General features: G+C 37.6%; 21 protein-coding genes, 2 tRNA genes, 1 pseudogene, 1 riboswitch and 1 other annotated feature. Of the genes and pseudogenes, 3 read left to right on the top strand and 21 right to left on the bottom strand.

The window, feature by feature from the left end:
- Positions 1-5: 5 nt before the first annotated feature.
- The 5 genes from BN53_RS07600 to BN53_RS07620 are packed head-to-tail and all read right to left on the bottom strand — an operon-like array spanning position 6 to position 7095.
- A complete protein-coding gene (locus BN53_RS07600; protein WP_009560380.1) occupies positions 6-986 on the bottom strand; it encodes a 3'-5' exoribonuclease YhaM family protein in 981 nt (326 codons plus the stop codon).
- On the bottom strand, positions 979-3432 hold the full coding sequence (locus BN53_RS07605; RefSeq protein WP_009560381.1) for an AAA family ATPase: 2454 nt from the start codon (positions 3430-3432) through the stop codon (positions 979-981). The genes BN53_RS07600 and BN53_RS07605 overlap by 8 nt, the downstream gene beginning before the upstream one ends.
- Positions 3413-4633: a metallophosphoesterase family protein gene (locus BN53_RS07610; RefSeq protein ID WP_009560382.1), complete on the bottom strand. Its 1221-nt coding sequence runs from the start codon at positions 4631-4633 to the stop codon at positions 3413-3415. The genes BN53_RS07605 and BN53_RS07610 overlap by 20 nt, the downstream gene beginning before the upstream one ends.
- A gap of 3 nt (positions 4634-4636) precedes the next feature.
- Positions 4637-5011 carry a YlbF family regulator gene (locus BN53_RS07615; RefSeq protein ID WP_009560383.1) on the bottom strand — a complete coding sequence of 125 codons (375 nt, stop codon included), beginning with the start codon at positions 5009-5011 and terminating at the stop codon, positions 4637-4639.
- A gap of 20 nt (positions 5012-5031) precedes the next feature.
- Entirely contained in the window at positions 5032-7095 is a 2064-nt protein-coding gene (locus BN53_RS07620; protein WP_009560384.1) for a PBP1A family penicillin-binding protein, read from the bottom strand.
- Between the two features lie 88 nt (positions 7096-7183).
- On the opposite strand from BN53_RS07620, the gene BN53_RS07625 reads away from it, so the two are divergent.
- Positions 7184-8038, top strand: a complete 855-nt coding sequence (locus BN53_RS07625; protein WP_009560385.1) for an RluA family pseudouridine synthase — start codon at positions 7184-7186, stop codon at positions 8036-8038.
- A 52-nt stretch (positions 8039-8090) separates the two neighbouring features.
- Here the strand turns inward: BN53_RS07625 and fba are convergent, their stop codons facing one another.
- The 5 genes from fba to BN53_RS07650 form a co-directional block, all read right to left on the bottom strand.
- On the bottom strand, positions 8091-9008 hold the full coding sequence (gene fba / locus BN53_RS07630; RefSeq protein WP_009560386.1) for a class II fructose-1,6-bisphosphate aldolase: 918 nt from the start codon (positions 9006-9008) through the stop codon (positions 8091-8093).
- Positions 9009-9113: 105 nt separating this feature from the next.
- The gene (gene argS, locus BN53_RS07635; protein ID WP_009560387.1) at positions 9114-10796 is read right to left on the bottom strand and encodes an arginine--tRNA ligase; all 1683 of its coding nucleotides are present in this window, start codon (positions 10794-10796) and stop codon (positions 9114-9116) included.
- 248 nt (positions 10797-11044) lie between these two features.
- Positions 11045-11701, bottom strand: a complete 657-nt coding sequence (locus BN53_RS07640; protein WP_009560389.1) for a L,D-transpeptidase — start codon at positions 11699-11701, stop codon at positions 11045-11047.
- Positions 11702-12556: an NAD(P)H-hydrate dehydratase gene (locus BN53_RS07645; protein ID WP_009560391.1), complete on the bottom strand. Its 855-nt coding sequence runs from the start codon at positions 12554-12556 to the stop codon at positions 11702-11704.
- Entirely contained in the window at positions 12556-13857 is a 1302-nt protein-coding gene (locus tag BN53_RS07650) for a serine hydrolase (RefSeq protein WP_009560392.1), read from the bottom strand. The genes BN53_RS07645 and BN53_RS07650 overlap by 1 nt, the downstream gene beginning before the upstream one ends.
- A 96-nt stretch (positions 13858-13953) precedes the next feature.
- Between BN53_RS07650 and BN53_RS07655 the strand changes: the two genes are divergently transcribed.
- A tRNA-Leu gene (locus BN53_RS07655) sits at positions 13954-14037 on the top strand.
- A gap of 75 nt (positions 14038-14112) precedes the next feature.
- Here the strand turns inward: BN53_RS07655 and BN53_RS07660 are convergent.
- The 8 genes and pseudogenes from BN53_RS07660 to leuS all read right to left on the bottom strand — a co-directional run bounded on the left by BN53_RS07660 (position 14113) and on the right by leuS (position 22063).
- Positions 14113-14817 (bottom strand): hypothetical protein, encoded by a 705-nt coding sequence (locus BN53_RS07660; RefSeq protein ID WP_009560394.1) that lies wholly within the window; start codon positions 14815-14817, stop codon positions 14113-14115.
- A gap of 55 nt (positions 14818-14872) precedes the next feature.
- Positions 14873-15130: a hypothetical protein gene (locus tag BN53_RS07665; protein WP_009560396.1), complete on the bottom strand. Its 258-nt coding sequence runs from the start codon at positions 15128-15130 to the stop codon at positions 14873-14875.
- 16 nt (positions 15131-15146) lie between these two features.
- Positions 15147-15347 (bottom strand): annotated as a pseudogene (locus BN53_RS09950) (CPCC family cysteine-rich protein).
- A gap of 100 nt (positions 15348-15447) precedes the next feature.
- Entirely contained in the window at positions 15448-16257 is an 810-nt protein-coding gene (locus BN53_RS07670; protein ID WP_009560397.1) for a hypothetical protein, read from the bottom strand.
- 306 nt (positions 16258-16563) lie between these two features.
- Positions 16564-16977, bottom strand: a complete 414-nt coding sequence (locus BN53_RS07675) for a cupin domain-containing protein (RefSeq protein WP_009560398.1) — start codon at positions 16975-16977, stop codon at positions 16564-16566.
- Positions 16978-17382: 405 nt separating this feature from the next.
- Positions 17383-17748, bottom strand: coding sequence for a pyridoxamine 5'-phosphate oxidase family protein (locus BN53_RS07680; RefSeq protein ID WP_009560399.1), 366 nt, complete (start codon positions 17746-17748; stop codon positions 17383-17385).
- Positions 17749-17917: 169 nt separating this feature from the next.
- Positions 17918-19558 carry a putative polysaccharide biosynthesis protein gene (locus BN53_RS07685; RefSeq protein ID WP_009560400.1) on the bottom strand — a complete coding sequence of 547 codons (1641 nt, stop codon included), beginning with the start codon at positions 19556-19558 and terminating at the stop codon, positions 17918-17920.
- A gap of 90 nt (positions 19559-19648) precedes the next feature.
- Positions 19649-22063, bottom strand: coding sequence for a leucine--tRNA ligase (gene leuS / locus BN53_RS07690; protein ID WP_040537384.1), 2415 nt, complete (start codon positions 22061-22063; stop codon positions 19649-19651).
- Between the two features lie 35 nt (positions 22064-22098).
- Positions 22099-22283 (bottom strand) — a binding site (T-box leader).
- Positions 22284-22347: 64 nt separating this feature from the next.
- Between leuS and BN53_RS07695 the strand changes: the two genes are divergently transcribed.
- Positions 22348-22995: a phosphatase PAP2 family protein gene (locus tag BN53_RS07695; protein WP_009560402.1), complete on the top strand. Its 648-nt coding sequence runs from the start codon at positions 22348-22350 to the stop codon at positions 22993-22995.
- A 45-nt stretch (positions 22996-23040) separates the two neighbouring features.
- On the opposite strand, the gene BN53_RS07700 is transcribed toward BN53_RS07695, so the two are convergent.
- The 3 genes from BN53_RS07700 to BN53_RS07710 all read right to left on the bottom strand — a co-directional run bounded on the left by BN53_RS07700 (position 23041) and on the right by BN53_RS07710 (position 25946).
- Positions 23041-24504 (bottom strand): MDR family MFS transporter, encoded by a 1464-nt coding sequence (locus BN53_RS07700; protein ID WP_040537385.1) that lies wholly within the window; start codon positions 24502-24504, stop codon positions 23041-23043.
- A 2-nt stretch (positions 24505-24506) separates the two neighbouring features.
- The gene (gene metK, locus BN53_RS07705; RefSeq protein ID WP_009560404.1) at positions 24507-25712 is read right to left on the bottom strand and encodes a methionine adenosyltransferase; all 1206 of its coding nucleotides are present in this window, start codon (positions 25710-25712) and stop codon (positions 24507-24509) included.
- Positions 25710-25799: riboswitch (SMK box riboswitch) on the bottom strand. Its footprint overlaps the gene before it by 3 nt.
- Before the next feature lie 74 nt (positions 25800-25873).
- A tRNA-Val gene (locus BN53_RS07710) sits at positions 25874-25946 on the bottom strand.
- Position 25947 lies beyond the last annotated feature (1 nt).

Genomic DNA, 25947 nt, shown 5'->3' on the forward strand with positions numbered 1-25947 from the left:
TTTTGTTATTCTAATAATTTTGCTTGATCCAAAGCTTCATCTTTAGTTGGACGATAGAATCTTCTTCCATCCCTGCTTTTAATTGCATCCGTATAAGTTCCTGGCTTGGTATGTTGCAAAGCATTGGTAATGGCATAAACGCCTGCATCAAAGTCATCAATTTGGTGCAAAATTTCAGCTTCTAGTAGCTGGGGCAATTTTGGAGAGCCATACTCAAATTTGCCATGATGTGCTAAAACCATATGTCTCAAAAGGAGTAGATCTTCAGACTTAGTATCTAACTTTAATTCATTAGCTGCCAAGAAAATTTGTTCATCGATCAAAACCAAATGACCAATCATATTTCCTTCAACGGTATATTGGGTGGCAACTGGTCCAGATAGTTCGATCACCTTGCCCATGTCGTGTAAAATGCAACCAGCATATAATAGCGACTTATCAACTTGAGGATAGCAATTGACAATGGCTTTAGCTAAGCGAAGCATCGAAACGGTGTGATATGCCAGTCCGCCTTGAACAGCATGGTGATTGCTTTTGCCAGCTGGAAAACTGAAGAAATTGTCCTTCCATTTTTTCAATAAATAGCGGACAATTCGATTCCAAGTTGGATTCAAGATTTCAAAAACATAACTGTTAATCTCTTCTTCAATTGAGTCGCTCTTTTCAGGGGCCTGCTTCACAAATTCACTCAAATCATAGCCATCCTTTTCGGTGACTACTCTCATTGAATAAATTCTAATTTGAGCTTGGCCTTGATAAACTGTTCTTCTTCCGTCGATTTCCACAATTGTTCCAGCGCTAAAAACATTATCATCGCCAGCTTCAGCGCGCCAATAAATCCCCTTGATTTCGCCGGAAGAGTCAGCAAGTTGAACTATCAAAAAGGGATTATTATTGCTTTGAGAAAGTCGAAGCTGAGAACTCGTTATCTTAGCAACTGTATTGATTTCTTCGCCTTCATTATAATCTGCAAGATGTTTAAACATTGGTTGATCCTTTCATTAAGATCACAGTTTCCAAATCAAGCTGTCTGGTTAACTTCCGTTGAGCAGTAAATATCAATACTTGATTGTGTTTACTTATTTTCTTTAGCAATTTTTCAATGTAGCCGATTCTCCGATCATCAAAATTTACAAAAGAATCGTCAATTAAGATTGGTAAGTTTATTTTATCAGCAATTTGCTCAATAAAAGCAAGTTTAACAGCAAAATATAATTGTTCAGCCGTTGCTCTAGATAAAAATTCTACTTTTACTTTCTTTCCATCGCAGCGAACAACTTCTAACTTATTTTTGAATAGAATATCTAGATATCGTTCGCCAGTTAAAATTTTGAAGTACTCTTTGGCTGATTGAAGCATTTTTGGAAAACGCTCATTTGAAGCTAATTCTAGTGCGCGATCAATTAACCGCGCAGCCAGCAAATTAGCTAAGTATTCTTGGCTGGCTTGGGCAAGCTCACTTTGACTATTGGCTAAATTTTGTTTAGATAAGAAAATATCTTTTGAATTTGCAATATTTTCTTGCTTCACTTCAATTTGCGCTACAGCGGTCTGAGCAAGATTTATTTCTTCTTCTAGCTGCCTTTTTTCTGCTTCAAGCTTCTCAACTTCAGCCTTAAGGTCTGCTTCTTGGTAGGTATCAAGTTTATCTAGATCATCTGCTAAAACCTCGCTTAAGGCTGAAATTTTGGCTTTGAGGGCTGTTTGATCTAAGTAGGCTTGATATCTTGCCTTATAATCTTCAAAGCTAGCCACCTGGTCATGAGCAAAGATTACATCTAGCTGCAATTTTAGTTCTTTCAACTTTTGAGCTGTAATCTTCATAGTATTATTCAAAGATTCTTGTCGCTCTTGTTGATATTGATTCTCAGCCAACTTTTTAGCTAATGAATCTAAGATCGCTAAAAGAGCTTCAATATCGCTTGAAAGCTGCTGATCTAGTAAAATTGCTAAGTCACCAGCAAAATGATCAACATTTTGGTCAATCAAATCAAGTTCTGCTTGATTATCTACTCGCTCTTGAAGTTTTGCCTGATATTGACTAACTTGCAACTGCAATTGACCAAGATCCAAATCAGCCACTTCTATGCCATACTTGCTCTTGAAGTTAGCTAGCTTTTGGGCTTGAAGCTTTTGCTGTTTATCAATAGCAAGTTGCTGATTTTTCCAATAAATAAAGGCTGCGGCAATCAAGACTAAACCAATTCCTAAACCCACCAGCTTAAGCAAAATTCCTAACACTACGGCTAATGCAATTGATCCATACAAAAGCATTTGACCATTTTTATTGTTGCTAGCTGGAATAACTTCTGGCAGATCCTGTTTCATTTGTTCAAAGTCAGCCTGGGTGTAATTAGCCATTTTTTCTAAAGCTGGATTGAAATTTAATTGTCCCTGTAAATTTTGTTCCAGTTGCTTATCTTTTTGTTCTAGAAAATGTCTCTGACTCTGCCAATGTAAAAGCTCTGGTCTTTTTTGCACATAGCTCTTGGCACTGTTAACAAATTCCACATCAAGCAAGTCAATTTGCTTTAAATCTTGCTGGCTGGCAGCTTGATTCAATTCCAATGATTTAATTTCAGCTTCAAGATTTTGCCCCTTTTGATAATTCTCATGGTCAAAAGCAATCACTTGCTCTTGCTTTTTCAATTCTTTCAATTGGCGATAATTTTCTAATTGCTGCTCAAGCTTTGTTAAATCCTCAATTTGCTGTTGCAAACTAGTAGCTTTAGTTCTTAGCTGCTTTAATTGATTTTGCTGTTCAACTAGCTTAGTTTGATTTTCTTGATAATTGGTAAATTCTACTTGTTTATCTGCCAGAGTTGCTTGATCCTCATCGACTTTAGCCAAAAGTTGATTAACGATCGGTTTTTTACCCGTTTTTTTGAATTGATCCTTGGCTTGCTTATCAAATAGATCCCTTAATTCAAGCAAACGATTGCTCTGAGGCATCCCCAAAAAGTAAATTCGCTCTAATAAATCAGCCTGACTTAAGCCAAGAATCTGTCTCATAGTTTCTTGATTAAAAATAAAACTATCGGCATAAAAATTGCCATTGATATTTTGAATTTGATCAAAGAAAGTTTCCACAGGTACACGCTCGTCATTTTTCTTAACGGTTAAATTGCCCTTTTTGCTCTTATTTCCCTTGGCATAGAGTCTTTCTAATTCAAAAGTATTGCCAGCTTCATCCTCAAAAATTAGTGATCCGCCCATAGGAGAAACATTAGCTAGCGGGATATAATTTTCAAAAAAGCTTGAGGCAATATTTTTCAAATAAAAACCAAACAAAACTTGCTTAATAAAAGCAACTAAGGTACTTTTACCAGCTTCATTTTCTCCGAAAAAAATATCAATATTCTTGTCTGCTAAGTCAAAAGTTTGATTTGAAAATTTACCAAAATTAACGATTTTAATTTTTTTCAGTCTCATCTTCAATTCCTTTCAACTTATTGGCTAGTTTAACCTTAGTCAAAGCCATAACCTCATCCAAAAATTGTGGATTCTGAGCCAGATTTTCCGTTATCGGTGCCTTATGGCTCCAGTCTTTTATTATCTTAGCTAACTGATCAGAAGCAAAAATTTCAGCTTCTGCCTGATCGAAATATTGCTGGCTGGCCTGATTTAAATTAATCAAATCCTCTGTTTCTAGTCTGACATCAACTAATTGCGACATATATGGCAATGCTTGCGAAATACTTTGCCAAAACGTATTGTCTTCAACTAATTCAATCTCTTCATCAGTTAAAAACTGTGCTCCCGTAAGTTTCAAACTAAAGTAAGTAGTTTCTTTTACCTGCGCCAAAGCTTGCAAAACTTGCTCTCTCAATTCACTTTTATTGATCGCTTTAGTAAGAGGAAGGACTACCTGCTTCCAAACAATCGGACCAGTCTGATAGAATTGGAGCTTTGTTTCTTTAGTACTTTCGTCAATTGTTCCTAAATAGCATCCCTTAACCCCCAATTCGTTGATGTGTCGGCCTTGAATATTTCCTGAGTAGACAATCCAAGGCTTTTGACTAAGCACTCTTCTAGCGTGAATATGTCCCAAGGCAAAATAGTCATAATTCAAATCGATAATTTCATCGAGCTTATATGGCGCATAGACATTTTTCTCAGTCCTGGATTCCTTTTCTTGCGCATGCATTAAACCAAAAGTATAGTTGGGTCCTTTTTTAGGAAAATCTTTAACCAAATCATCAACAATATGATTATTCAGATAAGAAAAACCTACTACGTCATAATTGAAATTATTTCGAGTAGTAAAAGTTATCTGTTCAATCTTTTGTCCATCGCCCAGCAATTTAAAATACTTGTTTGGTGCAACTAGCAAATTGCTAGCTGCCATATGATCATGATTGCCGAAAATCATGACTACTTGAATTTCCTGATCAGTGAGCCTTTTAATTTGCTGGCTAAAAAATAGTTGACTTCTTGGGCTAGGATGATCGCTATCGAAAGTATCTCCAGCTATCAAAACCAGATCAACTTGCTCTTTAAGTGCTAAATCAACAATTCTTTTTAACGATTCATCGCTAGCACGATAAATTTGATCAAATACTGTAGATGGCAAAAAAGATAGCCCACGAAATGGGCTATCTAAATGCGCATCAGCAAAATGAATAAATTTCATTTTCTAAATTAAATCCTTATACAAATCCTTGTTTCTGATGTTTTCGTACAAATCATTCAATTGAGCTGAGTAAATACGTTGAATTTCATCCAACATACCGTGAACTTTTTGTTCAGCTTCAAATAAGTTAGTAATGTTTGCGTTGCTTTGAGCTTCGTGAGCAAGCTTGCCATATTCTTCAGCATCTTGATCAGTGATTTCTTGACCCATTTGTTGAGCACGCATTAACTTAGCTTGAACTTCGTCCATTCTCTTGAAAAGGTCCTTGCTAGTTGGATCTTCTTCAATAGCCTTAACAGCCTTTGCTAAATCCAAATACTCCTGTGTTTCCTTTAAATCTTTTGCTAATTGATTAGCTGTATCGTAAATATTTACCATCGGGGGTATCCTTTCTTTGATTAGTTGCCAAAAAGGCCTTTAACACTATCATTATACCATTTACTTAACTTTTCGCCCGCATCTTTAATGCCTTTTTGGATTTTTTCTCCCAGTCCATTAGTCCAGTCTGAATCTGAACCATTTTGCTTGATCAATTGCCCAGCAGCCTTTTCTGAAAATTGCGTTCTCTTGGTATAAGGGAGAATTGCTTCCATTTCTGCTTTATATAGGCTGGTTATTCCCGTTTCAGAAATTCCCTTCATATAGTGCTGAGCATTAGTCCGATCAAAGCCAACCCAAGTTGAAACAACTACGTCCGGGGTGTAGCCGACAATCCATTGATCCTTGGTACCAAAGCCATAAGATACTTCAGTTGAGCCGGTCTTTCCGGCAACTTGATAGCCACTTGGCTGAGCAGATTGGGCGGTTCCGCTAGTGAAGACGCCTAAAAGCATTGAAGTCATTTCATCAGCAATTTCTTCTGAAATAATTCGATGACTGCCAGTATTCTTGTTTTCGGCTAGGACTTTGCCTGATGCATCAGTAATCTTGGTAATGAAATATGAACTATTAGGTAGATTTCCCTTATTTGCAAAAGCTGAGTAAGCTCTAGCCATTTGCAAAGGAGAAACACCAGTTGAAACGCCACCTAGAGCTAAGGCTAGGTTTTGATCTTTTTTGGATACATTGATGCCAAAGTTTTTAACAGATTGAACACCCTTATTGATGCCAATCTTATCTAGTAGCCAAACAGCAGGAACATTTTTACTCAAAGCCAGTGCTTGGTACATTGGAATCGTGTTTGAATAGGAATTATCAACGTTATGAGGTTCATAGCCATTTTTGCCAAACTTCTGCAACTTATTCGATAAAGCAGAATCATAATGATAGCCTGCTTGAAGTGCTGGAGTGTAAACGGCAAGTGGCTTCATAGTTGAACCAGGCTGGCGGCGCATTTGTATAGCGCGGTTATAGCCACGAAAAACATGTTCTCCTCGTCCGCCCACAATCGCTCTAACTGCACCAGTTGTTGGGTCCATCGCTACACTGGCACCTTGAACTTTAGTACCATCAGCAGCATCGGCAGGGAAGAGCCAATTTTGCGTAAAGTCGTACTGCATTACCTGTTGATAATTTTGATCAAGCGTCGTGTAGATCTTCAGGCCCTTGTTCATAACATCTTCTTCTTTTAGGCCGTAACGATTGATTGCTTCGTCAATTACAGCATCGAAGAAATATGGATAACGATAGCCATCTTTACTGTTATAAGTATCGCGTAAAACAAGGCCGGTTGATTGTGCTTGTTTAGCTTGGCTAGCTGAAATCTTCTTAGTTTCAACCATCAAATTCAAAATTAGATTTCTTCTAGAAATCGCATTCTTCATATGATCAATTGGGTTATAGTAAGAAGGATTTCTAAGCATACCAGCTAAAGTAGCCGCTTCTGAGATGGTCACTTCACTAGCGCTCTTTCCAAAATATTTTTGACTGGCATCTTCAACGCCCCAAACACCATTTCCAAAGTAGGCATTGTTAAGATACATCGTTAAAATATCTTTTTTGGAATAGACATGATTGATTTCAATCGCAAAAAATAATTCTTCTAATTTTCTTGAAAAAGTCTGTTCTTGGGTCAAGATTGAATTTTTTGCTAGTTGCTGAGTCAAAGTAGATCCACCACCGGTAATCTGTCCATGGTGAATCACGAATCCTACCGCAGCCCTAGCCATACCCTTGACGCTAAAACCTGGATTAGTCCAAAAAGTTCTATCCTCAGTAGCAATCACAGCATTCTTGATATTAGGAGAAATTTTGTTATATTTTACATAAGTACCCTTTTGTGAGTACAGTGAACCTGCTTCTTTTCCCTTGTAATCATAAATAGTGGTTGTAGTTGATAAAGCAGCTTTTAAATTTGAAATGTTGGATGTTTTAACTTTAACTGTATAGGAAGTACAAGTAAATAAAACAATTAGCAATAAAATTAAAATAATCCATCTACCAATAAAAAAGCGGTGATCGATTTGATGCCATAAACCTTTTTTTGGCGATTGATTAAATTGATCTCGTTGTAAATTAGACATAATACACTTCCTTATGCTATATTCTAGCACAGCCAGAAGTGTTATCCACCGTTTTAAAAATAGATTTTAGAAAATATCAATAAATATTATGAAGTACAATTTTTCCCTACAATATCCCAAAACTCGCGATCCTAAGCCTGTATCAAAAGTATTGCAAGAGCTATTGATTCCCAGAAAATGGCGACATGAACTAAGGACTAATAAGGTGGTTTTAATCAATCAGAACTATCGCAATTTCAATGAATTGGTTTATCCAGAAGATCAAATCGATTTAACTTTTGAATATACTTCCCAGCAGCAAGAATATCCTGCTAGTGGTCAAATGCCTGACGTTGTTTATGAAGATCAAGATATCTTAATCATCAACAAAAAAGCCGGCCAAAAAACGCATCCTAATTTGTTTGAAACAGATACTGCTTTAAACGACTGTGCTACTTATTTGCATGCTAGCCCTTATATTGTTCATCGTTTGGACATGTTAACCAGTGGCTTATTGCTTGTTGCAAAAAATCCAATCGTAGTTTCTTTGCTCAATCGTCAGCTTATTTCAAAAGAATTTAAACGCGATTATCTAGCAAAAGTTAATTTAAATTCTGAAATCGCTTCAAGTGGCACGATTGATTTTCCAATTGGACAGGATCTGGCAGATCAGCGAAAAAGAAAGGTTGACCCTAATGGATTAAAAGCAATCACTCACTATCAGATAATCAAAAAAGACGCTGACACGGCGACTTTAAAGCTTAGTCTAGATACTGGTCGCACTCATCAAATTAGAGTTCATTTAGCAGCCATCGGTTGTCCGATTATTGGCGATCCTTTATATAACCCTAATTATGAAGCTGGGCAGCAATTGCAATTGCAGGCCTTTCAAATAGCTCTAACTAAGCCATTTTCATATGAAGAGCTCAAAGTTAAGCTAACAAGAGACAAAATGATTTTATAAACAACACAAAAAGGACTGGAAATTTCCAGTCCTTTTCTGTAGATATTCGAAATTATTCTTCGTTTAATGAGCTACGGTCAAATGATGCATCGTGTGATTCGTCATCGATTGATGGAGTACCCATCCATGAGATCATTTCCTTCATAGCGTCAGTAATTGCTTCAGCACCTGGCAACAACAACTTACGTGGGTCGTAACCCTTAGCGTTCTTGTCTTCATCCTTGCCAGCAAGAATGTAGTCGCGAGTTGCCTTTTGGAATGCCAATTGGAATTCAGTGTTGATGTTGATCTTAGCAATACCAAGTGAAATAGCCTTTTCAACTTGTTCACGTGGAATACCTGAACCACCGTGCAATACAAGTGGAGTTTCAGGAACAGCTTCTGCGATTTCCTTCAAACGGTCGAAGTTAAGACCCTTCCAGTCAGCTGGGTAAACACCGTGGATGTTACCAATACCACAAGCAAGCTTGTCAACGCCTGCAGCAACGAATGCCTTAGCGTCTTCAACTGAAGCCAATTCTCCGCCTTCAGCGCCTTGGTTTTCACCGATCTTACCGATTTCAGCTTCTACTGAGATACCACGAGCGTGAGCAAGCTTGATGATTTCCTTAGTCTTAGCAAGGTTTTCTTCAGTTTCAAGCTTGTGGCCGTCGAACATAACGCTTGAGTAACCAAGCTTGATACATTCGATAGCTGATTCATAGTCACCGTGGTCCAAGTTCAATACTACAGGAACAGAAATGTTCATTGAGTCCATAGTATCAGCGACTAAATCCTTAACCAACTTGTAGCCACCCATGTACTTAGCAGCACCAGTTGAAACTTGAATTAAAACTGGAGTTCTAGTTTCTTGAGCAGCACGCAAAATTGAGCGAGTCCATTCCAAGTTGTTAGTGTTGTAAGCACCTACAGCGTAGTGGTTCTTACGAGCATCTTTGAAGATTTGATTACCATTGTCAAAATAAGCCATTAAAAATACCTCCTAAATATCTTACAGGACCATTGTACCCTTTTATGAAGTTTTGAACAATCTTATTAACCAATGTAAGCGTTATTATTTTTCTTTTCAATAAAACTACATTTCCTTAGGTGCATTTACACCCAATAACTCAAGGGCAGCCGTCAAAACAATTGAAGTTGCTTCAACTAATGATAGACGTTCTGCAAGGTATTCATCGTCCGTTAGAATCTTCACATTTGCATAGTATTTGTTAAATTTCTTAGCCAAATTCAATGCATACTTGGCAATAATTGATGGTTCAAACTTGTCACTAGCACGGGCAATAATTCTTGGAAAGTCTGCCAAGTCCTTAGCTACTGCAAATGACCATTCATCTGACAAGTTTTTAGCTGGAGCAGCTTCTTTACCCATTGCCTTAGCTTTTCTAAGCACGCTTTGCGCACGAGCATTAGTGTATTGAACGTAAGGACCAGTATCACCTTCGAAGCGAACAACTTCTTCAAGGTCAAAGTCAAAGTTGTCTAGTCGATCATTCTTCAAGTCGTGGAAGACTACCGCACCTACACCAACATCATGAGCAACTTGGTCCTTGTTTTCAAGATTAGGGTTCTTAGCTTCAATTTGTTCTTTAGCAAGTGAAACTGCATCTCTTAAAACTTGATCTAAGAAAACAACGTTACCCTTTCTAGTTGAAAGCTTCTTACCGCCTTGAGTAATCAAACCAAACGGAATGTGGTAAATTTCATCAGCCCAATCGTAGCCCATCTTCTTCAAAACAGTCTTCAATTCGACAAAGTGATTTGCTTGCTCGCCACCAACAACGTATAACATTTTTACGAAGTCATATTCTTTCTTTCTCCATTCAGCAGCTGCTAGATCTCTAGTCAAGTAAATTGAAGTTCCATCAGACTTAACGATAATTGCTGGGTTTTCGCCTTCGCCCATGTCAACAACTTGCGCACCACGTGATTCATGCAACAAGTTCTTTTCTTTCAATTCATCAATTACTGGTTGCATCTTGTCATTAAAGAAAGCTTCACCATTGTATGAATCAAAAGTTACGCCAAGCTCTTTGTAGATTCGCTTAAAGTCTTGCAAAGATACTTCTCTGAACCATTGCCATAATTTTACAGCTTCTGGATCGCCTTCTTCTAATTTTTTGAACCATTCACGGCCTTCATCGTCTAAAGCCGGATCTTTTTCAGCTTCTTCGTGGAATTTTACGTAGTAGTGGAAGAGGTTCATGATTGGATCCTTCTTAACGTCCTCTTCGCTACCCCAATGCTTGTAGGCGGAAATCAACTTACCAAATTGCGTACCATAGTCGCCAAGGTAGTTGATCTTAATTGGAGTGTAACCCACCTTCTTCAGAATCTTGGCAATTGAGTTACCAATAACAGTTGATCTAAGGTGACCCATTGACATTGGCTTAGCAATGTTGGGACTAGACATGTCGATTGGGACATTGCCATGTCCTAATTCTTGTTGACCGTAGTTTTCCTTTTGAGTCAAAACATCTTCAAGCGTAGTTGCAATCAACTTTTGTGGATTGATTGCAAAGTTGACATAAGGACCTACTGCTTGAATATTTGTAAAGTCTTCGCTAGATAAATCGCTAGCAATTTCGCTGGCAATTTCTGCTGGGTTCTTGTGCAAAGTCTTAGCTAAAATAAAAGCTGGAAATGCATAATCACCCATCTTTGGATTCTTTGGTCTTTCGATCAATTCGCTGATCTTTTCTTCAGGCAAATCAACTTTGGTCTTGACAAGTTCGACAACTTTTTCTTTAAAATCCATTTCTTACCTACTTTCAATAAATAAAAAACGTCTCCTTCCATGATAGAAAGAGACGAGATTGCTTCCCGCGGTACCACTCTAATTGATACGAAGTATCCACTCTAATAATCTTAATTAAAAGTCAGCCACGCCTTCAATAAGCATCCTTGCTTAGCTTTCACCACCCTAAGCTCGCTAAAAAATCAACTTATCTACTACTGCTAACCTGCTAGAACAAAATTATAACAGGAAATCAGCTAGCTTGCCAACTAAATATCCTTAATTACAACCTTGGTTCCAGCTGGAAGTTCATCCATCAACCATTTTGAATCAGGAATACTTAAGCGAATGCAGCCGTGAGATCCTTGAGTCTTGCCCAACTTTTCAGCTTCCTTGATGTTAATCTTGCCACTAGCGTTAGTAGGAACTGAGTGCAAAAGATAGACATTATTTGGATCCCAGCTAGTCCAGTTAAGAGCACCTTCATTCAATCCTTGGTTAAAGAAGCTGTCGCCTCTTCCACCTTCAATTCTGAAAGTTCCAGTTGGTGTAACTGACTTGCCTTTTTTGTAAACTCCACCTGTTGATAGCATGGTGTAGATTACTTTGCCATTTTCAAGGACATAAGTTCTGTTGCCCTTCAATGATACGCGAATCACTAAATTCTTAGCTTGGGTCAAGTCGGGATGCTTCTTAGTCTCACTAGTCTTCTTCCAAGTTCCTTCTGGTCTTAAGTCAGCTGGATCCTTGTATGGCTTATAATCAGGTTTTGGAGCCTTCTTTTTGGCCACCTTTTTCTTAGCTGGCTTCTTAGCATCCTTTTGATAAGTTACATTCTGAGCAGCATTTGATTGAGGGATACATACTTTAGCCAAGGCAAAAACACCTATTAAAGCAACTGCTGCCGCTACCATAATTTTCTTCATCTACATTTTCCGTTCCTTAGCACAATATTTTTTCATTAATTCAGGCAAGCGCTTGGATAGCGCTGTTGGTTTTACGACATAGTTATCTTTATACACTATATCACCAGCTAGCGAATGAAGATACACTGCCGCTGAAATTGTGTCAAAACTGTAATCAAATTGCGCTATAAAAGCACCGATAATCCCAGCTAGCGTATCACCACTGCCACCTATGGCCATTCCAGGATTGCCAATAGGATTAATTGCCTGATGGCCAAATAGGTCATATATTCTGGTCTGATTAGATTTTAACACCAAAATCGCTTCGCGTCCCAAAAGTAGATCCTTAAAGGCAGCCAAATTTGCACCATCGGTTTGAAATGGAATTCTCAATCCACTTAATCTTTGCCATTCCATTTGGTGTGGGGTCAGTACCAATTTGCCTTTTGCCGGAATAAGTTGATGATCTTGGCTAATCAAATCAAGCGCACTTGCATCCAAAACCACCGTTTGCTTTTCAGTGACATTAGTAGCCAAAATGTTCATGACCTTCTTGGCTTGCAAATTCACGCCTAATCCTGGGCCACAGACAATTACGTCCATTTTTCGAATTAACTCTGGCAAATGTTGATCGCGCCAATCGATAAACATTGCTTCGGGATCACGACTATGCAATGCTGTTAGATTAATCAAGTGAGTAGCTACTGCTGTTAGTCCTGCACCTGCATTAATTGCGCCCTCGGTTGCCATAATAATGGCCCCACCATAATTTTCATTTCCACCAATTAACAGAAGTCGTCCATAATCTCCCTTATGACTGTGACTTTTTCTAGGAGTTATAACTCGACTTAAAATATCGGCAGTAAGTTCTTGCATTATTCTTTACCTATAATCCAACGCCATATTCTTACAAAAATATTTGCCTTATTCGTTCCTTGCAAAGCTTTGGCTTGAACTTCCATTTGCTTAGGATTGTCAATTGAAATCAACTTAGTTGATCCAGACTTAAAGCGGTAAGAGTTTACAATCTGTCCCTTAGCAACTCCAGCTTCAACTGAGGAATACTTCATGCTTGAGGATAATTTTTTGCCATCAACTGGATCCCAAAGAGTTGTCTTCTTATTCAAGCCGATTGGAATTGATAAAGCTTGACCGTCAATAACCTTCATCGTTTCATGGTTATTGATTTTGGTATTTTTGCTTAAAACAACAGGGGTGTAGTTTGCATAAATGTAGTTGAGCAATTTCTTAGTCTGAACAAATCTTGATGGGTCTGTACCATCTGCATGCTTTGCTCCCATAACAACCGTAATGAGTCGGCCGCCATTCTTTTTGATGGTACCAATGAAGCAAGCTCCGGCAGCATCGGTAGTACCAGTCTTCAAACCATCAACTTTAAGACTAGAATCATATTGAGACAACCCCTTTAACATCCAGTTAAAGTTAATCATTGTGGTATTAGAATTGCCATCTTTGAAATTCATATGGGCAATCTTAGTTGTCTTCAAAACTTCAGGATATTTTGCCAATAGCTTTTGGCCCACAATTGCCATATCAACAGCTGACATGGTATTTTCCGCATTCTTGGAAACGCCAGGGTAAGCTGCTTTACCTAAATTTCCATTTGGCAATCCGCAAACGGTATAAATCTTAGCATCCTTAATGCCCCACTTAACCAGCTGTGCACGCATCTTTTTGACAAAAGCAACCTGTGAGCCAGAAACAGCCTGAGCCAAACACATCGCTGCCCCGTTAGCTGATTCAATCAAAGTAGCTTGATAAAGTTGTCTAACTGTATAAAGATGACCTTTCTTCAAAGGTACGTTTGAATATTCTAGATTATTTGCCACCTTAACTATCTCACTAGTTGGCTCTACCTTGGTATCCCAGCTGATAGTTTTGTTTTTGATAGCTTCTAAAGTTAAATAAATAGTAATCAACTTAGTCATTGAAGCGATTGGCAAAGTCTTATTTGCATTTTTTGCATATAGAACTTGGCCACTATTTGCATCAATCGCAATAGCAGACTTAACGTCTAAATTTAATTTGTTGTCCTGATAAGAGTTAATTTGACTAGCAGCTTGAGCAGCACCAGCTCCTGAAGTTAAACTAATCGAGCATGTCAAAGCGATCATCAATGCAATGATGCTTTTTCTAAATTTATTCTTTTTAAACATATTTGCCTTCCTTTTTTACTTATTTGCAAAATAAGTATTTCCCTTACATTTTATCAAATTATTTGATATGATTAGTAGTGAATTTAAATTTAAAAAGCCCCGATGGCGGAATTGGCAGACGCGCAGCGTTCAGGTCGCTGTTCAGGTAACTGAGTGAAAGTTCGAGTCTTTTTCGGGGCATAATGTAATAACCACCTAGAGGTTCATATCATATCAAATCTTCTAGGTGGTTATTTTTATCGTCTAATTAGCGATTTATGACTCAACTTGTCCTGGATTGCCATCGAATAACTTTAAGTCTTTTCTTCCTAACTCTTCCCGAATAAAATCAGAAAGGTCTGGTAACACAGATTCTTTCATAGGACCATGTATTACAAAGTGTTTACCATCATCATTAATAAGAGTCAAATGCCACATTGGGCAGTTACATATAATAAAATTTTCTTTTTCATAGTTTTCAAACCACATCCCCACCATATCTATGATTGTTTCAACTGCATCTAGTTCTACAGCAATTTTTTCTTTTCCAATAATTTTATATTTATCAACTCCTACTGAAACGTATTTGGCTAAATGAACTAAGTCTTTTTTAGAAATTGTAAGTTTCCATCTCGAGTCTTCATCTCCATCTGGCCAAAAAGCATTGTTTTCTGAAACAAGTCTTATTTCTTTCAGCGCCCCCAGAGTTTCTGAGTCATTATTATCTGCCTCTTTTAGTAAGTAGAGCAAAAATTGAATATCGCCTGATCTGCAATAATCAATCATATGTTCTGTCGACTCGACCATTGCCATTAACAACGCCATCAAAATTTTTGTATCCAACAAATAAAGATTCAATTCAGCAGTTTCTATTCCAATACCATGTAAAATTTCCTCGTAACGATCAAGTTCATATTCTGGGTGAATTTTTCCAAATTGAACAACCGAATCACATAAATCCGATATTGTTTTATCGTACAATACAAAGGACTTTCCATGATCATTTTTTCTGATTTTCTATATCCTTTAATTTCCTCTAGCTTAGGCAAAAACTTTGTGATTGCAATCGTTTTTTAAATTTATCAATCTCCGTTTTTGACATACCTGGTTCCGCACTAGCACAAATACCCGGAACCTCTTGGCTTAAGTAATATGTTGCTAGTGGCTGTTCACTTTGCATTTCGTCGTAATCATCAACTAAGATATCCTCTAATTCAATGGAAAATTCAAAAATATCCTCAGGTGTATTTTTGAGAAAGTCATCTATTTTCTCCATTACTTGCATAAATCTCATATTATGCTCCTATTGGCTAATAAACCTTTTTTCCTTCTCTATAAGCTTTTCTAGCTTCAGCTAATGACATTTTATTAGGTCCGCCGTCAATATTCGTTTCTCCTGTATTTTCCCAGTTACACTCACAAACATCATAGAGCTAAACCAAGTGTCCACATACTGGACAATGAATGTATTCTTCATTATTAATTATTATAATTTTTTCTGATGAGTTCATAATAAACCATCCTTCTTTTCTAGCCTTTGATACTTCAATTTTTTCAAAAATAAAACACCTCACCCATAACTGGTAAGGTGCTTAGATAGCGCAAAGATTATTACTTATTGTTTTGGTACTTATCCTTTGTTGCTTGAATAAGATCATTTACTTGTTTTTGCCAATTAGCAAAATCAGTATTGAATTGTTGCAAACTTGGAACTTGCGCATTCTTGTCGGTTAACTCAACAGCACCTGCTGGAACAAAGAATAGTTTAAAGTTAGAATCCAAGATGCCGTAAAGTTGCAAATTAAGAGTTTGCTGTTGACCATTGCTATCTGTTGTACTTACTGGGAAAGTACCTTTAGCTACAATATCAACCTTGGTGCCTTGTTTGATTGTATCATCTGATGTCTTCAAAGCTGCTCTACCATCAGTTCCAGTGGTCAAGGCCAAGTATTTAGTTTCCTTTACAACAGTACCTGGAACTACCTTGTCAAATTTTGGAACATTGATGGTAATCTTGCTTGGAGTTGCATATTTCTTCAAAAAGTCTGCATATGACAAGACTTTCTTGCCCTTTGCCACCTTAGCATCTGAAGATTTGATCACTAAGTACTTCTTTGATTGAGTACCAAGGAAGTAGTATTTAGTTGAACCCTTCTTCAAATAAAAGAATGCACTAACTTTGGTATTTTTTGCAATAACACCGTATTTTTTGAGTCTAGAAATCTTGCCAGTTTTAGTACTATACTTAGCAGCATAAACTGTGGCATTCTTCTTTAAAGTTACGGCTACGCTTGGCAATTTCTTAGTACTTGATTTAGTAGCTGCACTAACAGGATTGCTCATCATTGCAGTAGAAGCTGCGCCAACACTAAATAACATCATTCCAGCTGCAAAAGCTGCGAATATCTTTTTCTTGTTCATTTTAATTCCTCACATAAATTAACTATTACACTATCAATGATAGTCGAAAAAGTACTATTAGTAAAATTTTATATACCAATTAGTTAACTATTTTTGTGAAACTAAATTATGCAAAAATTTAATGCTTTTTAGAGTTTTGCACAGCGCTTTCATATGCTTTATTTTTATAAAATATAGATTTTTGTAAATAATTAAGATTGTGGAACTACTAATAGACTGGGCCATAAGATAGTTTTACACATGTACTATTAAGTTCTATTCTAAAAAAGTAGTCAACCACCTTTCTCGTGATTGACTACTTTTAGCTTAGTTTAGCTTTTCATATTCAGCTTCATCAACACTTTCATACCAATCTGTCTTGGCATCCCCGACCATGATTGCCAAGTGAGCAAACCATGAATCTTTATCAGCACCATGCCAGTGTTTAGTATGAGCTGGAACAATAACTACATCACCTGGCAACATCTTTTGTGCTACTTGGCCTTCTGCTTGATACCAGCCTTCTCCAGCAACGGCAATAAGAATCTGTGCAATAGAGTGTTCATGCCAGTTGTTTCTACAACCTGGTTCAAAGCTGACGTTTGAAACATTTATCTTTTCATCACTATTTGAAGCTAATCTCTTCAAATAACTTTGTCCAAAGAAATATTTTGCATACGCATCATTGCTTTCGCCAAAACCAAATTCACTATTTTTTACGCTATCTTCATTCTTATTCATGTTCTTTACCTCGCTTAATCTATCTTCCTTTATTTTAGTTTCTCGAGTTTGCAATTAAAAATATTTATTTGTATTAGTTAGCTATAACAAAATTTTATGACATTTAATGTGTGTAATCGCTTTCAATTTTACTGACTTTATGGTACATTAATGGTGTAAGCAGACGTGTTTTATTTAGAATGAAGATGAGTACTGTGACTGCATGGCTAATTGGGAGTATTTTTCTAGTATTAGAATTATTAGGGGTAATTTTACTTAGTTCATTCGACCCGCGTTAATCTAATATGACCATTAAAAGGCGAACAAAATGTTGGCCTTTTTCTTTTGCAAAAAAAACCAGGCTACCCCTATTGGGATAACCTGGAATCTAATAAACTCTCTAGTTAAATTTGTAATTCAAAATTATTATTCAAAGATTTCTTCAACGTCGATAACAACAACCTTAGCGTTTGGGAAACCTGCTTCTTCAGCAACCTTCTTACCGTAGTCGTCACCATCGTGAACGTGAGCAGTACCAACAACACGTACGTTAGTGTGAGTAGGTACGTCAGCAACAACAACAGCTGCCTTTGAACCGTTCAACAAGTTTTCGTAAGCGTGAGCTTGAGTCTTTTCAAGGTATTGTAAGTGACTTTCGTCAAGAACAACCATTGAAGCCTTAGGACCAACTTGTGGTTCGCCGTTAGCATCTACAGTTGCAAGATATGATAAATGATCCTTGAAAAAGTCTTGTTGAGCTTGAGTAAGTTTGTTTGAGTCTAATTTCTTCATAGAATTGACGTCCTTTCTTTTCGAATAACATTTAATTTCTAAAATTATTATGCCTTGTTTGTATCAAAAAATAATTGATCTAAATCAAGAAACAGAATAATTTTTTCTCTATCTATAAGATATTCTTGTTTATTCGAAAATTCTACTAAAATGCTCAAAAACTAAAATTTTAATCTAGATGAAGTTTGTTTAGAATTCGATCTGCTCTTTCACCGAAAACCTTCTGGAATAAACCAGTTTTAACGCTCAAAAAGCCATAAACAGCAACACCTACGAAAACTGCGATTACCACTAAGATCATGGCCGTAGTTCGATGATCTGGCGACAAAATTTTGCCGGCCAAGAAGTTAACTGCCACAACTGAAATGAACATGATGACTGAAAAAATGGTTACTCCGATAAAACGTCGACTGGTTCTGCTTAAATTGAAATCATAGCTAACATCCAAATGCTTAATTGCTAAGAAAATAATCGCTAGCATCCCCAAATTAGTTGAAATCAATGGACCGTAAATCTTAAATACCAAAATCGCTGGGTATTGCAAAATCAACTTAAGCACTAAACCAATTATTAAGTATCTGATGGCCAAACGGTTTTCTGATAAACCTTGCATGATTGCCATTAAAACTGTAAATAAGCCTAAAGTAATTGCTGTAAAGGCTGATAGATACAAGACATCGCTTCCTAATGGATCGCTGCCATAAAAGATCGTATAAAGCGGCTTAGCAATTGCGGCCATCCCAAATGAAGATGGAATCATGATAAACAAGAACAAATCTAACGTATTGCTGATTTGTTTAGCAATGCTGCGATAATTTCTCTGCGCATGAGCTGCTGACAGTAGCGGTATAGTAGTTACAGCCATTGCACTTGCCAAAGAAATAATGATCATGATCAACTTATTGGCATTCAAGGCGAATAAGGCATACCAACTTTCAATTTTGTCTGAGCTAATTGAGACCACTTGAGCAATCATTGGATGGAAGGTGTATTGATCAACCAAATAGAAGAACTGAATTCCCGCATCAATGATAATAAATGGAATAGCTTGTTCAATAATTTCAATAAACAAATCCGTGGTAGATACGCTAACCGCATTATTTGAATTTTCAACCAGTTCATCTAATTGCCATTTGCGCCTCCACATAAATGCCAGCAAGACTAATATTCCAAAAAATGCCCCCACGGCAGCCGCAAAATTGGACTGAATTACTGCTTTAACATATGAGCCATGTTGAACCTGCATGATGATATAAGCTGTCGCAAGCATCCAAATCACTCGTGCCAATTGTTCAATGAACTGAGATACTGCACTAGGCATCATGTCGGCATAGCCTTGGAAATAGCCTCTTAAAATACTCAAAATTGGAATAATTAAGATTGCATACGCTAAACTGCGCATAACCGCAATTTGGCTTGGATCGCTATGACTTCCGTTTGATGCCAGAATTGGCGATGCAAAATACATAATAGCCGCTGAAACAATGCCAAATATTATCATCAGAGTTAAGCCCTTTTTAAAGAGCTTTCTCCCAACGCCATATTCATTGATCGCATTATATTTGGCTACCTGCTTGGCAATTGCACCGGGAATTCCGGCCGTTGAAATCAAAATGAAAATACTATAGATATTGTAGCTTCTAGCTGTCAACGCATTCGCAATATTCCCATAATCGCCCATCCAAGCGTACCAAGGAATAATATACAAGGCACCTAAAATTCTTGAAGCAATCGAGCCAAATGTCATCCAAGCAGAACCTTTTAAAAAGGTCGCTTGTGTATTATTTTCCTCAAAATTATTATTGTTCATCTTTGTCCCTAAAAATAATATTACTCTAACTAGTTTGAACTATTACTGAGTACTGTAGCAAAAAAACTATTACTTTTAGGAAAAACTTAATTATTTTGCTACTATGTTGACAATCTTGTTAGGGATTACAATAACCTTCTTGATTTCTTTGCCTTCTAAGAACTTTTGAACATGTGATAAAGAGGTAGCCTGCTTTTCAAGTTCTGCTTTATCAGTATCCTTAGCAACTTCAAACTTGCCACGCAACTTACCGTTAACTTGAACCATAATTTCAACAGTTGATTCTACCAACTTGCTTGCATCGTATTCAGGCCATTTAGCGTAAGATACTGATTCGTCGTGACCAAAGATTGACCAAATTTCTTCCATCATGTGTGGAGCAACTGGAGCCAAAAGCTTGATGAATCCTTCTGCGTATTCGCGTGGAATTTGTTTTGCCTTTTGAGCTGCGTTAATGAAGACCATCAATTGAGAAATACCAGTGTTGAAGTGCAAAGCTTCAAAGTCTTCAGTAACCTTCTTAACAGTTTCGTTGTAAACCTTGTCCAATTCATCGTCGTTTTCGTCAACGATCTTTTCATTCACGATTGGTTTAAGGTCTAAGTCGTTAACAAACATTCTCCAAACACGATCTAAGAACTTCTTAGTTGAAGCTGGACCGTTGTCATCCCAGTCGATTGATGCATCTAGTGGTCCCATGAACATTTCGTAAGTTCTTAAGCTGTCTGCACCATATTCATCGATAACTTCGTCTGGGTTAACTACGTTACCCTTAGACTTCGACATCTTATCGTGGTCCTTCAAGATCAAGCCTTGGTTGTACAACTTTTGGAATGGTTCCTTAGTTGGAACAACGCCTAAATCGTAAAGTACCTTGTGCCAGAATCTTGCGTAAAGCAAGTGACGAACCGCGTGTTCGGCACCACCGATGTAAAGGTCAACTGGAAGCCATGCCTTAAGCAAATCGTAGTCAGCTAATTTTTCATTGTTGTGTGGATCAACGTAGCGCAAGTAGTACCATGAAGAACCTGCCCAGTTTGGCATAGTGTTAGTTTCGCGCTTACCCTTTCGACCATTTTCATCAACAACATTAACCCAATCAGTCAAGTTGGCTAATGGACTTTCAGGAGTTCCTGATGGCTTGATGTTAGTAGCATGTGGCAATACGAGTGGCAATTCTTCTTCAGGTACCAAAGTAGTTTCGCCATCTTCCCAGTGAATAACTGGAATTGGTTCACCCCAGTAACGTTGTCTAGAGAAGTCCCAGTCACGAAGCTTGTAGTTAACCTTTTGCTCACCAACATTATGTTCTTCTAACCAAGCAACCATCTTCTTCTTGGCATCGTCGTTGTTAAGACCATTCAAGAATTCAGAATTGATATGAACACCATCTTCAGTGTATGCTGCTTGATCTAGGTCTCCACCTTCAATTACTCGATTGATTGGTAAACCAAATTTAGTTGCAAACTCATAGTCACGATCGTCGTGTGCAGGAACTGCCATAACTGCACCAGTACCGTAACTAGCCAATACATAATCAGAAATCCAGATAGGAACTTCTTTGCCATTTACTGGATTGATTGCGTAAGCACCAGTAAATACACCAGTCTTATTCTTGTTAAGATCGGTTCTTTCAAGGTCTGACTTAGATTCAATTTGCTTGATGTATGCATCAACTTCAGCCTTATGATCAGCTGTAGTAATTTCTTGAACTAATTTGCTTTCTGGTGCCAAAACAGTGTAGCTTACACCAAACAAAGTATCTGGACGAGTAGTGAAGACATCGAAAGTCTTATCACTGTCCTTAACCTTAAATGTAACTTGTGCTCCAACTGAACGGCCAATCCAGTTTCTTTGCATTTCCTTAACAGGTTCTGGCCAATCAAGGTCATCCAAATCTTCAAGCAATCTATCAGCATATGCTGTCATCTTAAGCATCCATTGACGCATGTTACGACGGTAAACTGGAAATCCACCACGTTCAGTCTTGCCATCAATGATTTCTTCATTTGCGACAACTGTACCTAAATCTGGAGACCAGTTAACTGGAACTTCTGCTTCATAAGCAAGTCCCATCTTGTACATTTGTTCAAATACCCATTGAGTCCACTTGTAGTAATTAGGATCACTAGTATTTACTTCACGGTCCCAATCATATGAAAAACCTAAGGTATTCAATTGACGCTTAAAGTTTTCAACGTTTTCAGCTGTAACTTTAGCAGGGTCTTGGCCAGTCTTTAAAGCGTATTGTTCAGTTGGCAAACCAAATGCATCCCAGCCCATTGGGTGCAAAACATTGTAGCCTTGTGCACGCTTCATTCTTGAAACAATATCAGTTGCAGTATAGCCTTCTGGGTGCCCCACGTGAAGACCCTTAGCAGAAGGGAATGGGAACATATCTAATGCATAAAAATTCTTCTTGTCTGGATCAGTTCCAGTCTTGAAGGTTTTATTTTTGCTCCAGTATTCTTGCCATTTTTTCTCGACAACCTTGTGATTATACATATTTACCTCCATAAAAAAAGTCCTATGATTGATAATCATAGGACGAATTTACCGCGGTACCACCTAAGTTTCACCTAAAGGGTGACACTTGCTAGTCCTTAACGCGGTAACAAAACGATAGGTTCATCAACAGGACAAGTTCACATGTTTTTTCTAAGATCTTGCACCAACCGATCTCTCTCTAAAAGAAAATACCAAGTTACTACTTCCTAACCTTTATTTTTCCAAGGATAATGATTATAATTTACCACAAAAGTTTAAAAAAACAAAGGAGAAAAATTTTTGTGATTAATACAAAACATCCGCCAAAAGATACTCTTGTACCAGGTTCAATTTTTTTAATTATTTATTGCGTCTGGGCCATGCTTGTGTCCAGTAGTTCTAGTTTGATTCATAGCTTTGATAATGCTTTTATCGAACTAATTTACAACAATAATGCCTCGCTGATTAGTTTTACCAAAACATTTACCAAACTTGGCAACACCAGTACAATCTTGGTCGAGACCATTATTATAACTATTGTCTTGCTGGTCTTTAAGCAGTATGCATATGCGCTTTTTGTAGCTGGGACGATGGCTGCAAGTAATGGCTATAACTGGATCATCAAGCATGTTGTCCAAAGAGCTCGCCCAAGCGCCAAGCACCTAGTTTTTGCTGATGGATACAGCTTCCCGTCCGGCCACTCAGTTGGAAGTGCTACTTTATTTGGAATTCTGATTATTCTAACTATTTTGCTAATAAAAAATAGCAATCTAAAAGCCTTATTGATCGTTATTTGGGCACTATTTCCATTAATTATCGGCTATACCAGAATTTACTTACATGTTCACTTTCCATCAGACGTTTTTGGTGGCTGGATAGAAGGAGTAACCTTTGTTTTACTAGGTTATTCAGTTCTATATCATCTCTACATTCAAAAGAAGAAAATATAAAAAGAGTTGAAGAAGCACTGTGTGTGATATGCTTCTTCAACTCTTTTATTTTTGAGTCGTGAATTTTCGGTTCTTATAAATCTGATTTAATAAGATTGAAATGATCAGTACAATTAATGAAACTAAATATACTCCCTTAAGAGCGTTTAATAGCACCTGTCTTAGGCTTCCAACTAAATTTGGATCCAAGCTTTTAGCCTGCTGAACTGATACGATTTTGTTCATCATGGCTTGCGTTAAATTAGGATGTTTAGCTAGGTTGTTACTAATTACCGTATTAAATACAATACCATAAATCGAAATCATCAAGGTCTGACCCAAATACTTCATCAGAGTATTGAATCCTGTCGCAATTCCAATTTGTTCTTTAGGAACCAAAATCTGTGAATCGATTTGTGATGCTGTGATAATCGTTCCAAAAGCAAATCCATTAAAGACAGCGATTAAGCAAAATACCCAAAATGGCGTTCCGATTGGCGCTAATAATAGGGCAATATCGGTAAGCATCAAAACAATATGCATCAAATTGAAAGTTTGCTTGATTCCCCATTTGGATAAAACTGCTCCAACAACAAACGACCCTACTATCCACATCAATGAACTTGGCGTTACTGCAAATCCGGCAATTGACGCACTTGTTCCGTTAACTCCCTGCATCCAAGTTGGCAAATAGAACTCAAAGCCAATTACTACGCCAGAGATAATTAAAGTAACTAAGTTAATTGATAGGAACTCGCGATTTTTTAACATCGACAATGGCATTATTGGATCTTCTGCTCGTTTTTCAACTCTGAAGAATATAGCAGCCGCTACAATTGCAATTATTGCTAAAACGGCCAAAATTAACGGATTAATATCAGCACCTAGTTCCTGCAACAAGACCATCAATGACAATAGGAAAATACTTAAGTAAACCGTACCCTTGAGGTCCAATTTTGAACTTGAAGAATGTTTTGGTTCCTTCAAGAAAACCAGTACCAATAAAAAGGCAATAATTCCCAGTGGCACATTGATTAAGAAAATCCAATGCCATGAAAGATGCTGAACGATGAATCCTCCAAGTAAAGGAGCGATAATTGAGGCTACGCCCCAGAAACTTGAGTTAAGGCCCAACATTTTCGCTCTTTTGGCTAACTTATACAAGTCAGCAATGATTGTAATGGCAACCGGTTGAATGGCTCCTGATCCCAAGCCCTGAATAACTCTAAAAATGATTAATTCAATCATGTTATGAGAAAATGCACATAGAGCCGATCCAATTACAAACAAGGCAATTCCAAACAAAAAAACTGGCTTCCGTCCTAAACTATCGGCCAATTTTCCGTATAAGGGAGTAGAAACCGCGGTCATCAATAAGAAAATTGAAACAACCCAGCTCATCATCTCCAAGCCATCCAAATCCGATACAATTGTTGGCATGGCTGTGGAGACTATCGTCCCTTCTATTGCTGTCATAAAGGTTGTCATAAAAATCGCAAGCGTGACCATAGACACGTTTGTTTTTTTCATTTTTATTCCCCTTTAGCGTTTTTTACATACTCGATTAAATCTGAAACTTTATCGGTTCTTTCCCATGGCAAATCAACATCTGTTCTACCAAAGTGGCCATAGGCTGCAGTTTGTTCATAGATAGGTCTACGCAAATCTAGCATTTGAATAATTCCTGCAGGACGCAAGTCAAAAATACTTCTAACAGCCCTAGTTAGTAAGTCATCACTAACCTTACCGGTGCCAGCAGTATCGATCATAATTGAAACTGGGTGAGCAACACCAATTGCGTAGGCAATTTGGACTTCACAGCGGTAAGCCAAATCAGCAGCTACGATATTTTTAGCAATGTAGCGAGCTGCATAAGATGCTGAGCGGTCAACCTTAGTAGCATCCTTACCAGAAAATGCACCACCACCATGACGGGCATATCCACCATAAGTGTCAACGATAATCTTACGTCCAGTTAAGCCAGAATCTCCCTTAGGACCTCCAATAACAAAACGACCTGAAGGATTGATCAAATACTTGGTTTGGTCATCCAAATACTTAGCTGGAATAACCTGTTTGATTACATCATCAATCATTGCACGCTTGATTTCTTCATTTGATACCTCTGCATCTGTTTGGGTTGAAATAACTACTGTATCAACTCGCTTAGGCATGTTTTCATCAGTATATTCAACTGTAACTTGAGCTTTGGCATCAGGTCTGAGCCAAGTAAGAGTATCATTTTTGCGTAGATCAGCCACCTTCTTCATCAAGCGATGAGCAAGTGAAATTGGAAGAGGCATTAATTCAGGAGTTTCCTTGATTGCAAAACCAAACATCAACCCCTGATCTCCAGCACCAATTTGATCTAATTGATCAACATCGGCTTGATTTTCACGAACTTCAAGCGCATTATCAACACCGCCTGCAATATCTGCAGATTGTTCATCAATATCAACCAAAACAGCACAATTGTTGCCATCAAATCCAAGTTCAGGACGATCATAGCCAATTCTCAAAACTGTTTTTCTAACAATGCTTTGAACATCCACATATGCTTCAGTGGTGATTTCACCAAAAACATAAACAAGGCCAGTTGTAACAATGGTCTCACAAGCTACGTGAGCTTGTGGATCCTTGGCTAAAATCGCATCTAAAATTGCATCTGAGATTTGATCCGCAACCTTATCTGGATGACCCTCAGAAACTGATTCTGAAGTAAATAAATGTTTTTCCATAAAATATAGTCCCCCTATATAGACAATAGCTATTCGGTTACAAGGCATCTTCACAATAAGTGAATCCTATCAGGACTTGAACCGATCGTTAACAAATAAAATTCGTTCTGTTATTTTTAACAAAAATAAAAAGACTATCGAAACCGATAGTCTTAGAACGATGGAGGATACAGGGCTCGAACCTGTGACCTCCTGCTTGTAAGGCAGATGCTCTCCCAGCTGAGCTAATCCTCCA

The organism is Lactobacillus pasteurii DSM 23907 = CRBIP 24.76, from assembly GCF_000297025.1.
Taxonomy (GTDB): Bacteria; Bacillota; Bacilli; order Lactobacillales; family Lactobacillaceae; genus Lactobacillus; species Lactobacillus pasteurii.

What these genes read in the sequence shown, in the direction of transcription:
- BN53_RS07615 (WP_009560383.1), bottom strand. Translation starts at nt 5,011, where the DNA reads ATGGTAAATATTTACGATACAGCTAATCAATTAGCAAAAGATTTAAAG.
- BN53_RS07600 (WP_009560380.1), bottom strand. Translation starts at nt 986, where the DNA reads ATGTTTAAACATCTTGCAGATTATAATGAAGGCGAAGAAATCAATACA.
- metK (WP_009560404.1), bottom strand. Translation starts at nt 25,712, where the DNA reads ATGGAAAAACATTTATTTACTTCAGAATCAGTTTCTGAGGGTCATCCA.
- BN53_RS07625 (WP_009560385.1), top strand. Translation starts at nt 7,184, where the DNA reads ATGAAGTACAATTTTTCCCTACAATATCCCAAAACTCGCGATCCTAAG.
- BN53_RS07665 (WP_009560396.1), bottom strand. Translation starts at nt 15,130, where the DNA reads ATGAGATTTATGCAAGTAATGGAGAAAATAGATGACTTTCTCAAAAAT.
- BN53_RS07640 (WP_009560389.1), bottom strand. Translation starts at nt 11,701, where the DNA reads ATGAAGAAAATTATGGTAGCGGCAGCAGTTGCTTTAATAGGTGTTTTT.
- BN53_RS07620 (WP_009560384.1), bottom strand. Translation starts at nt 7,095, where the DNA reads ATGTCTAATTTACAACGAGATCAATTTAATCAATCGCCAAAAAAAGGT.
- BN53_RS07670 (WP_009560397.1), bottom strand. Translation starts at nt 16,257, where the DNA reads ATGAACAAGAAAAAGATATTCGCAGCTTTTGCAGCTGGAATGATGTTA.
- BN53_RS07685 (WP_009560400.1), bottom strand. Translation starts at nt 19,558, where the DNA reads ATGAACAATAATAATTTTGAGGAAAATAATACACAAGCGACCTTTTTA.
- BN53_RS07675 (WP_009560398.1), bottom strand. Translation starts at nt 16,977, where the DNA reads ATGAATAAGAATGAAGATAGCGTAAAAAATAGTGAATTTGGTTTTGGC.
- BN53_RS07700 (WP_040537385.1), bottom strand. Translation starts at nt 24,504, where the DNA reads ATGAAAAAAACAAACGTGTCTATGGTCACGCTTGCGATTTTTATGACA.
- BN53_RS07605 (WP_009560381.1), bottom strand. Translation starts at nt 3,432, where the DNA reads ATGAGACTGAAAAAAATTAAAATCGTTAATTTTGGTAAATTTTCAAAT.
- leuS (WP_040537384.1), bottom strand. Translation starts at nt 22,063, where the DNA reads ATGTATAATCACAAGGTTGTCGAGAAAAAATGGCAAGAATACTGGAGC.
- argS (WP_009560387.1), bottom strand. Translation starts at nt 10,796, where the DNA reads ATGGATTTTAAAGAAAAAGTTGTCGAACTTGTCAAGACCAAAGTTGAT.
- BN53_RS07680 (WP_009560399.1), bottom strand. Translation starts at nt 17,748, where the DNA reads ATGAAGAAATTAGACTCAAACAAACTTACTCAAGCTCAACAAGACTTT.
- fba (WP_009560386.1), bottom strand. Translation starts at nt 9,008, where the DNA reads ATGGCTTATTTTGACAATGGTAATCAAATCTTCAAAGATGCTCGTAAG.
- BN53_RS07645 (WP_009560391.1), bottom strand. Translation starts at nt 12,556, where the DNA reads ATGCAAGAACTTACTGCCGATATTTTAAGTCGAGTTATAACTCCTAGA.
- BN53_RS07610 (WP_009560382.1), bottom strand. Translation starts at nt 4,633, where the DNA reads ATGAAATTTATTCATTTTGCTGATGCGCATTTAGATAGCCCATTTCGT.
- BN53_RS07650 (WP_009560392.1), bottom strand. Translation starts at nt 13,857, where the DNA reads ATGTTTAAAAAGAATAAATTTAGAAAAAGCATCATTGCATTGATGATC.